14 protein-coding genes and 2 pseudogenes are annotated in these 14,930 nt (G+C 68.4%); 8 read left to right on the plus strand and 8 right to left on the minus strand.

Translation table 11 applies throughout. From position 1 onward, the window contains the following. Nucleotides 1-79 precede the first annotated feature (79 nt). Both ACQEXA_RS51480 and ACQEXA_RS51485 read left to right on the plus strand, forming a co-directional pair. Nucleotides 80-619 (plus strand): flavin reductase family protein, encoded by a 540-nt coding sequence (locus ACQEXA_RS51480; RefSeq protein WP_432922777.1) that lies wholly within the window; start codon nucleotides 80-82, stop codon nucleotides 617-619. A 113-nt stretch (nucleotides 620-732) separates the two neighbouring features. Next, nucleotides 733-1,620, plus strand: a complete 888-nt coding sequence (locus ACQEXA_RS51485; RefSeq protein ID WP_432922774.1) for an NAD(P)-dependent oxidoreductase — start codon at nucleotides 733-735, stop codon at nucleotides 1,618-1,620. Here the strand turns inward: ACQEXA_RS51485 and ACQEXA_RS51490 are convergent. The 3 genes from ACQEXA_RS51490 to ACQEXA_RS51500 all read right to left on the minus strand — a co-directional run bounded on the left by ACQEXA_RS51490 (nucleotide 1,605) and on the right by ACQEXA_RS51500 (nucleotide 3,331). Beyond that, nucleotides 1,605-2,060: a hypothetical protein gene (locus ACQEXA_RS51490; protein WP_433133486.1), complete on the minus strand. Its 456-nt coding sequence runs from the start codon at nucleotides 2,058-2,060 to the stop codon at nucleotides 1,605-1,607. The two genes, ACQEXA_RS51485 and ACQEXA_RS51490, sit on opposite strands and share 16 nt — an antisense overlap. A 222-nt stretch (nucleotides 2,061-2,282) precedes the next feature. After that, a complete protein-coding gene (locus ACQEXA_RS51495) occupies nucleotides 2,283-2,594 on the minus strand; it encodes a hypothetical protein (protein WP_432922772.1) in 312 nt (103 codons plus the stop codon). A 137-nt stretch (nucleotides 2,595-2,731) separates the two neighbouring features. Next, nucleotides 2,732-3,331 (minus strand): TetR/AcrR family transcriptional regulator, encoded by a 600-nt coding sequence (locus ACQEXA_RS51500; protein WP_432922769.1) that lies wholly within the window; start codon nucleotides 3,329-3,331, stop codon nucleotides 2,732-2,734. A 56-nt stretch (nucleotides 3,332-3,387) separates the two neighbouring features. On the opposite strand from ACQEXA_RS51500, the gene ACQEXA_RS51505 reads away from it, so the two are divergent. Beyond that, a complete protein-coding gene (locus ACQEXA_RS51505) occupies nucleotides 3,388-4,710 on the plus strand; it encodes a YbfB/YjiJ family MFS transporter (RefSeq protein ID WP_432922767.1) in 1,323 nt (440 codons plus the stop codon). 810 nt (nucleotides 4,711-5,520) lie between these two features. On the opposite strand, the gene ACQEXA_RS51510 is transcribed toward ACQEXA_RS51505, so the two are convergent. Beyond that, nucleotides 5,521-6,090: a TetR/AcrR family transcriptional regulator gene (locus ACQEXA_RS51510; protein ID WP_432922764.1), complete on the minus strand. Its 570-nt coding sequence runs from the start codon at nucleotides 6,088-6,090 to the stop codon at nucleotides 5,521-5,523. Between the two features lie 300 nt (nucleotides 6,091-6,390). Between ACQEXA_RS51510 and ACQEXA_RS51515 the strand changes: the two genes are divergently transcribed. Further along, the gene (locus tag ACQEXA_RS51515) at nucleotides 6,391-6,519 is read left to right on the plus strand and encodes a hypothetical protein (RefSeq protein WP_432922761.1); all 129 of its coding nucleotides are present in this window, start codon (nucleotides 6,391-6,393) and stop codon (nucleotides 6,517-6,519) included. Next, the gene (locus ACQEXA_RS51520; protein ID WP_432922757.1) at nucleotides 6,516-7,949 is read left to right on the plus strand and encodes a carboxypeptidase regulatory-like domain-containing protein; all 1,434 of its coding nucleotides are present in this window, start codon (nucleotides 6,516-6,518) and stop codon (nucleotides 7,947-7,949) included. The genes ACQEXA_RS51515 and ACQEXA_RS51520 overlap by 4 nt, the downstream gene beginning before the upstream one ends. Nucleotides 7,950-8,441: 492 nt before the next feature. On the opposite strand, the gene ACQEXA_RS51525 is transcribed toward ACQEXA_RS51520, so the two are convergent. Then, nucleotides 8,442-9,182 (minus strand): ankyrin repeat domain-containing protein, encoded by a 741-nt coding sequence (locus tag ACQEXA_RS51525; protein ID WP_432922754.1) that lies wholly within the window; start codon nucleotides 9,180-9,182, stop codon nucleotides 8,442-8,444. Nucleotides 9,183-9,390: 208 nt separating this feature from the next. Here ACQEXA_RS51525 and ACQEXA_RS51530 point away from each other — a divergent pair, with 208 nt between their 5' ends. From ACQEXA_RS51530 to ACQEXA_RS51540, 3 genes are all read left to right on the plus strand, one after another. Beyond that, nucleotides 9,391-9,831, plus strand: coding sequence for a heavy metal-responsive transcriptional regulator (locus ACQEXA_RS51530; RefSeq protein ID WP_433133488.1), 441 nt, complete (start codon nucleotides 9,391-9,393; stop codon nucleotides 9,829-9,831). After that, nucleotides 9,828-10,451, plus strand: coding sequence for a Clp protease N-terminal domain-containing protein (locus ACQEXA_RS51535; RefSeq protein ID WP_432922748.1), 624 nt, complete (start codon nucleotides 9,828-9,830; stop codon nucleotides 10,449-10,451). Before ACQEXA_RS51530 ends, ACQEXA_RS51535 begins: the two co-directional genes overlap by 4 nt. Before the next feature lie 249 nt (nucleotides 10,452-10,700). After that, nucleotides 10,701-11,948, plus strand: a complete 1,248-nt coding sequence (locus ACQEXA_RS51540; RefSeq protein WP_433134487.1) for an IS110 family transposase — start codon at nucleotides 10,701-10,703, stop codon at nucleotides 11,946-11,948. 44 nt (nucleotides 11,949-11,992) lie between these two features. On the opposite strand, the pseudogene ACQEXA_RS51545 reads toward ACQEXA_RS51540, so the two are convergent. The 3 genes and pseudogenes from ACQEXA_RS51545 to ACQEXA_RS51555 all read right to left on the minus strand — a co-directional run. Then, nucleotides 11,993-12,700, minus strand: a pseudogene (locus tag ACQEXA_RS51545) (IS256 family transposase); the annotation flags it as partial. A gap of 109 nt (nucleotides 12,701-12,809) precedes the next feature. Further along, nucleotides 12,810-14,201 (minus strand): IS1380 family transposase, encoded by a 1,392-nt coding sequence (locus ACQEXA_RS51550; RefSeq protein WP_432922740.1) that lies wholly within the window; start codon nucleotides 14,199-14,201, stop codon nucleotides 12,810-12,812. Between the two features lie 124 nt (nucleotides 14,202-14,325). Then, a pseudogene (locus ACQEXA_RS51555) lies at nucleotides 14,326-14,757 on the minus strand (transposase); the annotation flags it as partial. Between the last annotated feature and the right edge of the window lie 173 nt (nucleotides 14,758-14,930).

Here is a 14,930-nt window from a genome sequence, read left to right on the forward strand (position 1 = left end):
AAACATGTCGCCAGCCACACTCAAGCCGGCTGGCTACAGGAAACGCACAAGCCATCTCGTTACATGCAACGGAGGCATCATGGGTGCATCGACCGCGCAGGAGTTGCGTGCTACCTATCGCGGAGCAATGGCGCGCTTCACGACCGGCGTCACGATCGTGACCACCATGACTCCGAACGGACCAGCAGGGATGACGGCCAGTGCTGTTGCGTCTGTTTCACTGGATCCGCTCTTGCTGTTGGTGTGCGTCGGAAACACCCTTACGACGAGGGACGCGATTTCCGGCTCCGGAGTCTTCGCTGTCAGCGTCCTTTCGCGGGGCCAGGAACGGCACGCGCTCCGGTTCGCGAGCCGGTGTGACGACAAGTTCGCCGGCGTCGGGCTGCGAACCGACCACGACCTCCCCGTCGTCGACGGCTCAGTCGCTCACTTCGCCTGCAACGTGAACGAAGAGATCGCCGGGGGAGACCACACGATCTTCATCGGCGAGGTGGTCAGTTGCGGTTACTCCGTCGACCCGGACCCCCTCGTGTACTTCGGTGGAAGATTCGGCAGCCTCTGCGATCCCCGTACCCATGCGCAGCTTGCGTACGACTGGCAGCTCGCCTCATCGCTTTAGCAGGACCCCGCCCAGGCGCCCAGGCCAGGACCGCGCATCACCGTGAGGTGTCGGGCCTGGGTGATTTCAACAACCCTTTGCGCACGTCGCGCACCTTATCCCAGGAGATGAACGTGGACGTATCCGTGCTGGGTCTCGGCCAGATGGGATCCGCCATCGCCGAACGACTCATCGACGCAGGCCATGAGGTCAGTGTCTGGAATCGGTCGAAAGGCAAGGCTGACGGTCTGGTGGCCAAGGGCGCGTTCGAGCTGGACGCCCCCCACGAGGCATGGGCCCGATCAGAGGTCTGCATCACGATGGTCGCAGACTCCCGTGCCCTGGCCGATATCGCCCTCGCGCCCGACGGGGGGCTCGCCCACGCCGCGTCCGGCAAGGGACGGACTCTCATCGACATGAGCACTGTCTCTCCGGAGGTCTCCCGTGACGTGGCCGCCGCGGCCGCGGCCGGCGGCGTCCAGTACCTACGCGCTCCAGTGAGCGGCAACCCGGGCGTTGTCCGTGCCGGGAACCTCACGATCATCGCCTCGGGTGAGGACGCCGTCTTTACGTCCGTCGAAAGCCTGCTCCGCGACATCGGCCCCCATGTGTTCTACGCCGGCGAAGGAGATGCTGCACGCATCATCAAGCTGGCTCTCAACCTCATGGTCGCCGGGACGGCCGAACTTCTCGCCGAGTGCATCGCATTGGCGGAGGCACACGACGTACAACGGGACAAGCTTCTGGAGATCGTCGGCGCCTCGGCGGTCGGGTCGCCGTTCGTGAAGTACAAGATCGGGCCCCTCCTGGCCGACGACTACACGTCGACGTTCAGCTCGCGGCTCATGCGCAAGGACGTGGACCTGGTCCTCGAGTCGGCGGCAGCCGGTGGAGTTCCGCTGCCGGTCACCGGCGTCGTGCAGCAGCTGCTTCAGGCGTGCATCTCGACTGGCCTGGGTGACCTGGACTTCATGGCCCTCCTCATCCGGCTCCAGCGTGAGGCCGGTCAGACATCTGCCTGACCGGCTTCGTCACCGGGGGCAGGAACAGAGGAGATCACCGCGAAATCATCCACCGACGGTGCTGATGTGGGGTGATGAGGCTGTCTCTGTCCCTGACCTGCGCGGCTGAGTGCCTCGGTGGTGTTGCGATCCCACGGGTGCAGCGACGGCGGGGGAAAGATGCGGCATCGCCACGGGACGCAAAGTGCGATGCGGTTACGTGTCGGCCCGTCCCTTGAGTCAGGGACACCGACGAGCCGGGCACAGCCCTGGTTGAACTCCCGGCCCGGGTTGAGGGCGCCCGGGCCGGGGACGTGGATGAGTGCGCGGCGGTGGTAGACCCCGCCGTCGACGGCCCCGCCGAGCAGGTCGCGCAGCACCAGGCGTTGTCTCGTGTAGTCCTCAGGGAGCTCGCATGCCTGAACCACACCTGTTGGAGCAGGTCGCAGTGCGACGACCATGACCTTTCTCCCCTGCTGCGGAGTTGCTCTGATGTGCTGTGGGTGTCGGCCGCGTTCCCCCGTCGCGGTCGGCACCCGCTTTCGTGTCCTCTCAGACACCGCTGGTGCGGGCGGCCGGCAGGTTCTCGGACTCCAGCACCGCGGCGATGGCGTGCTTGGCGCGCGCATCCATGGAGATGCCGTGGGCGCGGGTGACCTGGGTGGCCCGCGGACGGCGAAGCGTCAGCTTGCAGGTGGTGCTCCAACAGATGGCGCTGATGCCGGCGGGCCGGCCGGCACTCGTCTGGCTCGGGTGCTGACGGTCACCGCGAGCCGGTCAATGCTTCTGCGGTTGATACGCGCGCTGCCCGAGCCGGTGCCGCACACGCCCGGACTGTAGCGCTGGAGGATGCGGTGGACGGTGGTCAGGATCCGCGCCTCGCGGTCGAGGAGCCCCTCGGCGTGGCGGAGGTAGAAGGGCTTGACGAAGGAGCACAGCACTAACTGGCGCGGCCCGTCCACCCCGTCCGCCCCGTCGATGTGGAGGCGGCGCATCTATGAGGTCCAGCCGCTCCGCAGAAGTGGTCCGTTCCCCGTCGCGCAGCTGCCCGGTAACCCAGGTGTATTTGGTGGTCCAGTCCGGTGCGGGCGCGGTGTCCTCGGTAACCCGGGCGCTTTGCGACGGAAGGTGATCACGTGGTGGCGGGTTCCCGGTGTCCGGCGAGGAGCATGGTGATCATGGAGCGGGCGGTGGCCCGGAGTCGTTCGGGGTCCTGGTAGACGCGTTCTATGACGACGGTGCCGCGGGTCGTGGTGATCAGGACCCGGGCCGCTTCGGCGGGTGGGACGGTGAGCCGATCGGCAGCGTCCGGCCGGGACAGCCGTTCGGTCATGGCGTCCTCGAGACGGTCGAGCATGCGGCGGATCGCGGCGCGGATGGGCTCTGCGTCGGCTTGGGTGTCGGTGGCCGTCTTGGTGGACAGGCAGCCGCGGGGCGGGGTGCCGCGGGTCATGGAGTTGATGGTGAAGTCGAAGAAGTCCTCCAGCGCCCGTCGGACGTCCGGCTGGTCCAGGGCGGTGCTGGCGTCGGCGATGAAGGCGTCCGCGTAGTCCTCGAAGACGCGCAGGAACAGCGATTCCTTGTCCTGGTAAGCGTTGTAGAGCGAGCCGCGCTGCACGCCCGTGGCGGTCGCCAGGTCCTGCATGGAGGTCGCTCCGTAGCCCTGGTGCCAGAAGACGTCCAGGATCCGGCCCAGGGTGTGCTGCTCATCGAACTGCCGCCGTCCAGCCATGCGCCCACGCTAATTCATTTTTGACGCCATCGTCAAAGTTTGCAACGCTGTCAAACATGACGGGGTTGTCAAAGATGGCCCAGGCAGACGGGCCGGGCCATGCCCCGGCCCGCCGCGCCCGGGCGGAAAGCGGACACACGCATATGAACGTCACACCTCCCGGACCCGCTCCCTGGCGCGCCATCGCGGCGGGCGCGAGCGCGAGCTTCGTCGGTATCGGCCTGGCCCGCTTCGCCTACACGCCACTGTTGCCGGAGCTCATCAACGCCCACTGGTTCTCGCCCTCGGCTGTCGCCTACCTGGGCGCGGCGAACCTCGCCGGCTACCTTCTGGGCGCGCTCGCCGCCCGTCGCGTCGCGCGGCGGCTCGGTGACCGACGGGCACTGCGCTGGATGATGGTGCTCGCCACGGTGGGCCTCCTGGCGTGCAGTGTCCCCGTCTCGGTGGTCTGGTTCTTCGGCTGGCGCCTGGTCTCGGGAGTGGCGGGCGGTGTGATCATGGTGCGGGTCGCCGGTGCCGTGCTGCCCCACCTGCGCGGTGAGCGTCGGGGACTGGCTGGCGGCGCGATCTTCGCGGGCCTGGGCCTCGGCATCGCAGCCTCGGGGACGTTGGTGCCACTCCTGCTGACCGCCGGCCTGAGCAGCACGTGGTTCGGCCTGGCGGCGCTGTGCGCGCTGCTCACGGCCCTGAGCTGGAGCGGATGGCCCACGCCTCGGGCGGCCGCGGTGTCCGGGGCCCCGTCCCGGGCAGGCGAGTCGGCCCGGTCGCCGCGAATGACGCTGCTACTCGTGCAGTACGCCTTGATCTCGATGGGCCTCGTCCCCGCCATGTCCTTCCTCGCTGACTTCGTCAGCCGCGGCTTGGGCCGAGGTTCCGGCAGCGGCTCCATGGTGTGGATCGTCTACGGACTCGGTGCACTCGTCGGGCCCACCCTCTACGGGCTTCTCGGTGACCGCCTGGGATTCGCCAGGGCGCTGCTTCTGATCACCCTGGTGCAGACGGGAGCGCTCACCGCGCTCGCCTTTGCGCACGGCCTGCCGGAGGTCGCGGTGCTGAGCGCCGTCATCGGGTCCTTTCCGCCGGGCGTCGTGCCCGTCGTCCTGGGGCGCGTCCACGAACTGGTGCCCGCACGCGTCGAGGAGCAGTCGGCGGCCTGGGGGAGGGCCACCGTCGCCGGTGCCCTCTCGCTGGCGGTGTCCGCGTACCTGTACTCATACGTCTTCGACCTGACAGGCCAGAACCACCGCGTGCTGTTCCTGATCGGCGGCGGGGCCCTCGTCCTGGCGCTCCTGACCGGTCTCGCCGCGCGGTTCGTGCGATCAGGCGGAGAGCGCGCGGTCCATGTGGTGGCACCCGAGCCCGTCACGACCGCGGGCTGAGAGGGCCTCGGCCGGCACGTCACCGGCCGACACGGCCTGGAGCGGGAGCGCGCCGTCGCGGTCCCGCCCCGGTGAGCCGGCGCCCCTTCAGGCCGACGACCCGGACGGCGGTCTGGCTCACGCTGTTGCCCTCCGCGTCCCGGGCCGTCGCTCGCACACCGGCGAAACGGGGGCCGCGTGGGACGTCCAGCCGCCCCCGCCTCGCGTCGCCGCCGTGCTGCCGCCACGTCCGGTGCCAGGTGGCCCCGTCGTCGGAGCTGACCTCCAGGGTGACTGCGCGGATCGGTGCGACACCCCGGGCGCCCGGCGGTGCGAGGCGCCGACGGTGATCGCGCCCTGGCCCTGCGCCCGTCCGGCGAGGTCGGTGCAGCCTCTGTAGTCCAGCGCGAGCGCCTCCAGGGTGGTGTTGTCCGCGGAACCCGAGACGAAGCCCCACTCGGTGTGCGTACGGGCGGCTGCTGCCGACGAGAAGGTAGGGGAACGGGTCCGGGGAGGACACCTCGACGCAGACGTAGTCCACGCCCTGGGCGAGGAGTTCGTCACCCCGATGAAGGGAGGTCTCCGCCGTGACGAGGCCGTCGTGGACGACGCCCGCGTGCCCGCCGGAGTCGCGTCAGGCAGGCGTCCCGAACACGGCGAGGGGCAGGCTGCGGTGAACCGGGCCAGGAGGTCGTGGTGTTCGGCCTTGAGGTTGCCGGGTCGGGTGAGCAGCATCCGGGCGAGTCTGCGCGGGGAGATGCGGCGGTGGTCGGAGTCCGCGCGGCCTTGGTCGGTACCGTCCGCCTGCGGACCGGGCGTGCCGGGCGGGTGTCAGCCGGGTGCGGTGACCGCACCCTCGATGACGTGGTGAGCGGCCGCGTCGGTGCGGGCCACGTCGTGGGTCACCAAGCGGTCCTGGCACAGTCCGCGCAGGCCGGACACGAGCAGCGTGGCCCCCGCCCGCGCCTGCTCCGGCGGGTGACCCAGCCGGACGTAGGCGGCGGTGATGGGGCCGAGCATGACCTCGACGGTGTCCGCTGCGAGGTCGCCGTACTGCTCCGAGTCGGTGGCGGCCAGGCTGAGCAGTTGCAGCAGCATGCGGACCGGCCCGGCCTGCTCCCCGACGGTCATCGCTTCCCACAGGGCATGGGCGGCCTCCCGCAGGCCGGCGGTGTCGTGGACGTCGTCGAACATCGCGTGGGCGTCGGGACGGCTGGCGGCCAGCGCCTGGGCCAGCAGGTTCTCGCGGCTGCCGAAGTAGTACAGCAGCATGCGCTTGGTAGTGCCGATGGCCTCGGCGAGCGGGCTCAGCGACATCTGCGCGAGGCCGTGGTGCTGGAGCTGCTGCACAACCTGCTTCAGCAGCTCAGCGCGCTTTTCGGCATTGAAGGGGCGAGGCACACCTTTGACTGTACCGATCGGTACGCGTAAGGTCCATCGGACGTAGGTGTGCCGATCGGTACGTCAACGAATTACTGCAATGGCGACGGCCGGGTGCGAGGAACGGAGATGAGCGTCATGGAGCTGGCTGCACCGCGAATGACGATCGCGGAACGTAGCGTCGGAGGACTTGGCCCCACCGTTGCCCTGCGGAGGTCCAGCAGCGACTCCGAGATCCCCTCGCGAACCGTGGAGGCAAAGAGAGTCGGCGTCGTGATGGCGCTGACCGCCCGCACAACGCGGCCGGTGCAAGGGCGCGGCTTGGGTACAGACGAACTGGTCCACCGGCGCTGGCGCGGCGGCCGTGACATCGCCGTACATCCGGTCGGCAGTGTGCACGACGAGTACTACGGCGTGGCTCACGGCGGCGTCCAAGGGGCGGCTCTGTGAAACACCGGATCGAGCGCCCTCAGGGCATACCCCTGGCCAGGACTCTGGCCGAGACCCTGATGTTCCCGGCAGTACTCTTCCTCGGCCTTCTGTTCTGCTTCCCCACGGCCTTTCATGCGCCTCAGCCGCACCACGCGAAGATCGTGGTCGCTGGGCCGGCACTGGAACGCAAGGTCGATACCGCCCTGCAGCTGCAGCATCCCGGTGGGTTCGACGTCACCGCCGTGGCGGACGCGGAGGAAGCCCGCCAGGCGGTGCTGAACCGGGACGCCGTGGCGGGCTACGCCGTCGAGGGCAGACACAGCAGTGTTCTGTACGTGGCCAAGGCCAACGGGATGTCCCTCGAGTTGGCACTGACCAAGGGTTTCACCCAGCTTGCGGCGCACAACCACCAAAAGCTCACGGTCACGGACGTGGCGCCCACCGTGAGCAAGGACCAAAATGCCACGACCTTGGTCTATTTCGGGGTCGCCTGGAGCGTCCCCGGCTACATACTCGCGACGACCCTGCTGCGGGCGGTGACCTTCAACCGTCGCAGGAAACTGATGACTATCGTGGGCGTCTCTGCCCTCTTCAGCGTCGTGGGCTTCTACGTCGGCGTAGGCCTGGACTACTTCCCCAACGACTCCTCCGTGCTGGCGATCGCCTTCCTGCTCACCACGGCGGTGGCCACGTTCGCCTCCGGCGTGGCGCCCTTCACCAAGCAGTTCTTCCCCCTGGTGGGTATGGGTCTGTACATCGTGCTGAGCGTTCCCTCCAGCGGTGTGTCTCCCGTCCCGCTGCTGCCGACGTTCTTCCAGGACCTGCACGCCGTCATGCCGCTGGGCAATGCGGTGGACGCCCTGAAGGGAGTCCTGTACTTCGACGATGCGGGGGTGCTCAGGCCGGTACTCGTGCTCTGTGCGTGGATCACGGCGGGTCTGGCCCTGCTTGGCCTCGACGCGTGGCGGCGCCACCGGATGGCAGCACGACAGGGCGCGGAGGTCGAGCAGGAGGACATTGAGGAGGTTGAGGAGCCGCCGGTGGAGGATCCGTCCGTGGAGGCGCCCACGCCCACCGCGCTCCCGGTCCACCACCACCAGTTCGGCGAGCCGTTGCCGATGCTGGAGGGCACCGTCCGCGACGAGGAGCAGCAGCCCGTCCGCCATGCCGCCGTGACCGTCATGGACACCCGTGGCCGGCAGTTGGTGCGGACCACGACGAACGCGCAGGGCGAGTACGCCGTGACCGGTCTACCCGAGGAATTCATAAGTGTCGTGGTCTCCTACCCCGGCCGAAATCCGGTGGTCCACCAGAAACTGCTGCAGTCCGGTGTGGCGGTCCGGGCCGACTTCACCATGCATGACCGGCGCAACGGGGCGTCACCTCGCACGCCGTCCGACGGGACTGGTCCGAAGATGACGCATGAAACCGGGGCATCGAGGCCGTGACCGTGGTGTGCTACATCACCCCCACAGTCACCGCTGCCCGGTAGGTCGAGCTGCGGATGTGTAGCACGACCTACCCGGCGACAACCTCAAGGTGGCCTGCTGTGTCTGGGGCGTGGGCACTGCCGGTTCGGAAGGGAGCCGGGACGCGACCGTCGAACGCCAACACCCTGCCCACCCCGTAACACCGCGACATCCCGCCGGGTGCGGCCTTCCGCGGGCCGCACCCGGATCCACGCGCCAGCGATTGCAGCCGTGCGAGCCAGGAGCTAGATCAATCTGCACCTTGATCGGCTGGACAGCTGCTAAAGCGCTGCTAAAGCGCCGATGAGTCCAAAGCCGATGACCGTCGTGGGCGTCTATCGCTATCCCCAGTATTTCGATTCCGGCGTGCGTTGTTCACATGGAGAGGCTGGTTATGAGCCTCCACCAAGCAAATAAGAACAGCTCATGCCCCTCCACTGAACGGGAGGCCTTCACCTTGGTGGATCGACATCAGCCTCGGGTGGCGCCGCGCTCCTTCAACCAGTCAACGAGAATCTGGCGCCTGGTGTCGGCTGCGCCTGCGACCTGGAGCGGCGTCTGCTCCGAGTAGCCGGGAGTGGCGTTGATGTTGGCGCCCTGGGCTAGGAGATGCTCGGCCATCCGGCGCTGGCCGCCGTGGCAAGCCTGCCAGAAGGCCGCGTCGATGTCGCTGCTGGTCGGCGGCGGGTCGGCAGCCAGGAACTCATCCACCATGGCCCGGTCCCCGAGCGCGGCCGCCTCCCAGAGGCTACCGATGCGCGCGCCTCGGGCGATGAGCAGTCGAGCCACGTGCCAGCACCCATAGCCGACAGCATTGGCCAGCGGTGTGCCGATCGACCCGCCGGGGACCTCGATATCCGCACCGCCATCGATCAGTGCAGCGGCCACGTCGACGTCGTCGCTGCTGGCCGCCCAGTGCAGCGGCGTCTCGTCGCAGCGGGTGGGGTGGCGGAAGCCGAGGTCTGCCCCGGCTTGGATCAGCAGGTGCACGATCTGGGGGCCGTTGGGGAAATAACCAGGCCAGTCGGCGACCAGGTGCAGCAGGGTCTTGAGGCCACCTTTTCGGTCCACCAACCCAGCGCGGGCCAGTCGGGGGTCCTCTGCAAGGAGCCGTCGGATCGTATCGATATCGCCCCCGCGGACGGCGAGCACAAGCTCAATGGCCAGCGGGTCATCTGCCGGGATCTCCATGGCAGTCGTCTCATCGCTCACGGACACAGATCATCGCAGCAAGCCCGCACAACAGGCACTCGTCGTGCAGTCCAACGTCCCGGTGACGGACGTGGCGTCGCCGCGGTGCGGGTCGAGGAGGTCGGTGCGGCGGTCGCGGCGTTGCGCGGCGTCATGGATGTTGCGGTGGACGGGGACGTCGCCGTCGGCGGGTGCGTATCAGCGAGGTGGCCGCCGTCTGCTCAGCGAGGTGGCCGCCGTCTGCGGTGCGACGGCCAAGACGAACCGCTTCTACGAGCGGGCCGGCCTGCTGCCCGAGCCGCCCCGTACCGCGGGCGGCTACCGCGACTACCCACCCGAGGCGACGACCCGGCTGACATTCATCCGGGACGCCCAGTCCGCCGGGCTCACTCTGGCCGAGATCCGCTCGATCGTCACCGTGCGGGACTCCGGACAGGCTCCGTGCGGTCACGTCAGTGAACTGATCCAGCAGCATCCCGCCGAGTTCGAACGCCGCATGGCCGAGCTACGGAAGACCCGCATCGCCCTACGCGACTGGCCGATTGGGCCGCCAGCACCGACCCGAGCAACTGCACCGAGGTCGACACCTGCACCAACATCGGCAGTCCGGCATCCAGGTGACATCACTCCATTGTCAGCTTCGAGGGCGCAATTACGGTTGTCAGCGTGAGCGGAGAGCCCACTGTGGAGCAGCTCATCGAAGCGGCCCACGCCCGTGCCGGAAACGGCGACGAACTCGCCCCGCTGGACGCCGTCACCGCGGTGACCAAGAACGTGTCTGCCCGCGCGGACGCAGCCGTCGACCAAGTCGTGCGCACGGTGCGCCAGGCCGGGCACTCCTGGACCGTGATCGGTGAGCGCCTGGGCATCTCCCGACAGGCCGCCCGCCAGAGGTACGCCGACCGCGTCGAGGAAACACCTCCGACAGTCGGCCTGATCCGCGGCCGGGACCTGGAAAGCGGACTCACTGTCGCGCTGGAAGCGGCCGAGGCCGACGGGCTGGCCGAGGCGGGCACCGAGCATCTGCTGCTGGGCCTGCTCACCGACGGCGTAGCCGCCGCCACCCTGGAACAGCTCGGCGTCACCCGCGACAAGATCCGTGATGCGAGCCGGCGCCTCTTCGACTACCCCACCGCCACGGCGGCGCCGAAGCCCACGATCTTCTCCGTCGAGTCCCAGGCAGCCCGGGCCGCCGCCGAACACCTCGCGACCGAGCGCACCCCGACCTGCGCACCCGTCGTCGCCACCACGCCGAAACTGCTTGCGGTCATTGCCACCAACCGTTCCTAGTCAGTCAGTCAGTCAGTCATCCCGAGGCCTGTCGGCCTCACCCCGGGGCCGGGAAAATGGGGCGGGGTGCCCGTCCGGAGGACGTCGTTTCTACTTGGTGCGAGTGAGCCCGATAGTCAGTCGGACGCGGGGGCCGTGTGCAGGAATCCAATGTTGTTGCCATGAGCACGCAAGAGAGCGTCTTTGAATCCTGTGGCCTCGGATGGGCGGGTGCCCGTCGCGATCGTCTCGGCGGGAGGGGCAGGGCTCGTGGACGTGGTGGAAGAGCGGTGCGCGGGGATCGACTTGAGCAAGGCGGACGCGAAGGTGTGCATCCGGCTGCCGGGTTCGGGGAAGCGGGCGCGTCGTGAGGTGCGGACGTTCTCCACGATGAGTGACGGTCTGCTGGCGCTGCGGGACTGGCTGGTGGACAACCAGATCACCCGGGTGGGCATGGAAGCGACCGCGTCCTATTGGAAGTCTCTGTTCTACCTGTTGGAGGCCACCGAGGGGATCGAGCCCTGGCTGCTGAACGCCCAGCACATCAAGACGGTGCCGGGCCGCAAGACCGATGTGAAGGACTGCGAGTGGATCTGCCGGCTGGTCGAGTACGGCCTGGTCCGGCCCAGCTTCGTGCCCCCGCGAGACATCCGCCAGCTGCGGGATCTGACCCGGTACCGCACCGAGACCACCCGCGACCGGGTCCGCGACGTCAACCGGCTCGCGATGTTCCTGGAGGACGCCGGGATCAAGCTCAGCTCGGTGGTCAGCGACATCACCGGCCGCTCCGCCCGGGCCATGCTGGACGCCCTGGTCGCGGGCGAGCGTGACCCGCAGGTGCTGGCGGACTTGGCGCTGGGCAGCCTGCAGGGCAAGGTACCCCTGCTGACTCGGGCGCTGACCGGCAGCTTCAGTGAGCACCACGCGTTCATGGTCGCCTCGATGCTCCGGGCGATCGACGAGGCCGACGCGCGAATCGCGCGGCTCAGTGAGGAGATTAACCGGCAGTTGCTGCCCCTGCGGCAGCAGGTCGAGCTGCTGATCACCATCCCCGGAATCAGCCTGGTCATGGCCCAGATCCTGATCGCTGAGGTGGGTGTGGACATGGGCCGCTTCGCCACCGCCGGGCACCTCGCCTCGTGGGCCGGAATGTGCCCGGGCAACAAGGAGTCGGCCGGCAAACGGCTGTCCGGCCGCACCCGCCACGGTGACACCTGGCTCAAGACCGCACTGTTCCTGGCCGGCGCCACCGCCGCCCGCAGCAAGGGCACCTACCTCGGCGCCCAGTACCGAAGGCTCGTACCCCACCGCGGAGCCAAGCGCGCCACCATCGCGGTCGGCCACTCGATCCTGGTCGCTGCCTGGCACATCCTGCGCGACCTGGTCCCCTACCGGGACCTCGGCCCCGACCACTTCACCAACCGGCTCGGCAAGGAAAGACACACCCGCCGCCTGATCGCCCAACTCGCCGCCCTCGGCCTCGACGTCACCGTCACCCCGCGAGAGGGAGCCGCTTGACCTGCACCGACGCGCATCAGCTCAGGTCATTTTCAAGAGAGCGCCATGTAGACGCACTTGAGGGCGGCGGCCTCAGCCGGGAAGTGGCCGCGGGCCCGGACGGCCTTGCGGATGCGGGCGTTGACCGACTCGATGGCGTTTGTCGAACAGATGACCTTGCGGATCTCTACATCGAAGGCCAGGAACGGAACGAACTCGGCCCAAGCGTCGGACCACAACTTCACGATGGCCGGGTATTTGGCGCCCCAGGTCTCCTGGAACTCCAGGAACCGCTCCTCGGCGGCCTCGGCTGTGGAGGCGGTGTAGACGGGCTTGAGCGCCTTGGCGATCTTCTCCCAGTCCTGGCGGGCCGCGTAGCGGAAGCTGTTGCGGAGTAAATGGATGACGCACGTCTGAAACACGGTGCGCGGCCAGACCGCCTCGACCGCCTGCGGTAGGCCCTTCAGGCCGTCGCAGACCAGCATCAGCACATCCTCCACCCCACGGTTCTTCAGTTCGGTCAGCACCCGCAACCAGTGCTTGGCGCCCTCGCCGCCCTCCGCGCCGGCCCAGATCCCAAGGATTTCGCGATGGCCCTCCACGTTCACGGCCAAGGCCAAGTAGATGGGCCGGTTGGCGACCTGCCCGTCCCTGATCTTCACGTTCACGGCATCAATGAACACGAACCGCCCACGGTCGAGCGGCCGGCTCTGCCATTCAGCCCGGATCCACCGGCTTGATTCCGGAGTGAGCGTTTCGGGGGTTGTCCTGGCGGTCGGCGAGATGATCTGGCCGTTCGGGCAGGGAGTACTCGCTGGTCTGCCCAGCTCTTCCACGTGTTCGGTGCTCTCGGGCCCTTGCGGGCGGGGTGGTCAGGACTTCTCAGGCGGTGGGTGGCGGTCCGTGCACCAGGTCGAAGAGCCGGGTGAAGTCGTCGGCCCAGGGCCAGTGTTCGGGCAGGTGGAGAGTGAGACGCCGGGCCGAACGGGCCAGGCGGGCCGGCACGCCGATCAGATGGTCGCGGATCGTTTCGGTGGTGGCCTTGGCGTGGAACGCGGACGCCAGGGCGCCGGCGGCGCGGGTTAGATTGTGCGCGAGAGCGGCCAGCGCGAGCCAGGCGGCGTTCGCCTGGAAGTGCCCGGAGGGGGCGTGGGCGAACGGGCCGTTCTTCAAGTCCGCGATCGCCTGTTCCACGACAGCGTGCCGCCTGTGATCACGCTCGGCGTCCGTCAGCGGGAGCGGAGAGTCGGTGAACGCGGCGTGGTAGCGCCAGGTGTCGAAAAGCGTGCCCTGCCCCTCGGGCAGGGCCGCCGGGTTGAGCCGTTTGACGCGGCGCACGATCAGACGGGCGGTGACCTGCTGCTTCTTCGGCTTGGAGGTGAAGGCGGTGTAGCTGGTCTCGGCTATCTCGGCGTCCGAGATCCAGCCCTGTCCCTCCTCGTCCCACACCGCCTTGGGGTACTTGATCGCCTTCCACGCGGCTTCGTCGATGCCCGCGATCGCGGCCTTGATGGAGGCGTTCATCCGCACCGTGACCGAGAACCGGACGCCCAGGGCCCGGCAGGCGTTGACGACATCGGCGCCGTAGAACGCGGAGTCGGCCCGCACGACCAGCAGCCCGCTCGCGCCGCACGCTCGCGCGGTGCGGATCGATTCGGCGACGAACGCAGCCGCACCCCGGGCGGAGTTGGACGGTCCCTTGCGCAGGCGGGTGGCGGCGATCACCGGAGCGGCCAGCGGGGTGGAGACGATCCCGACCAGCGCGTTCAAGCCCTTGACCTTGCTGTATCCATAGCCGGCTCCCTGCTTGGCGTAGCCGTAGGTGCGGCGGATCGTGTCGTCGATATCCACGTAGGCCACCTGGTCGGCGCCGGGCAGCAGCGGGGTGTGCGCGGCCAGGTGGGGCAGGAACCGGCGGGCCACCGCGTGCAGTTGCTTCACGTGTCCGTGACTGAAGGAGCGCAGGAACGAGCCCAGCGTGGACGGCGCCCGCACCCCGCTGAACAGCCGCGGCAGCCCACCGTGCCGCAGCCGGGCCATGTCATCGATGCTGTCCGACCCGGCGACCATGCCACCGACCAGCGACATCAGCTTCGCCGCGGGGAAGGCCCCGGTGCCGTCCTTCGAGGCCGGCAGCCGGACGTGCTCGTCGACGAGTGCGGGCAGTGCGCACCGCTCGGCCAGCCGTACCACCGGGGCCAGCCCGCCGTAGCCGACCAGATTCGGATCATCAAACCGTGCGGAGACCCTCGCCGCGGCATGGGAAGATTGCATCTCGGAAGTGCCTTGCCGATCGTGCGTGCTGGAAGCCTGAAGAACTCCCATCATCGCAGGTCACAAGGCACTTCCTCGTTTCTGGATAAGCTTCCACAGGCATCAAGCCGGTGGATCCGGGTTCAGCCATGCCATCCATGACCTTGTCGGTAATGGTGGAGATCGTCTGCTTCGACACCTCCGCCCCGTAGACCTCGGCCAGGTGGGCCGAGATCTCGCCGTGGGTGAGCCCCTTGGCAGACAGCGACAGCACCATCTCATCGACCCCAGTCAGCCGACGCTGCCGCTTACGCACCATCTGCGGCTCGAAGGTGCCCGCCACGTCCCTGGGCACCTTGGCTTCGACCGGTCCGACATCGGTGAGCACGGTTTTGCTCCGGGTGCCGTTGCGGCTGTTGCCGCTGTTCTTCCCGGCCGGGTCGTGCTTGTCATAGCCGAGGTGGTCGGTGATCTCGCCCTCGAGGGCGGACTCGAGAACCCGCTTGGTCAACTGCTGCAGCAACCCGCCCTGGCCGGTCAGCTGCAGTCCCTCCGACCGTGCCCGGTCCACCAGCATCGCAATCAGCTGGTCATCCGACACCGCCTGGGGCTGCCGCTCGACCGCCGCCTCGTCCTGCCTCAACACAACGTCCTGCTCGCCCGGGTTCGACAGTTGTGGGCCGGTTTTGGGCACGGGATCGAATGAAGGTGCAGGTCAGGACGGTCTCCGGGTCGCGAGACCCGTGAAAG

The organism is Streptomyces sp. CA-106110, from assembly GCF_050936285.1.
Taxonomy (GTDB): Bacteria; Actinomycetota; Actinomycetes; order Streptomycetales; family Streptomycetaceae; genus Streptomyces.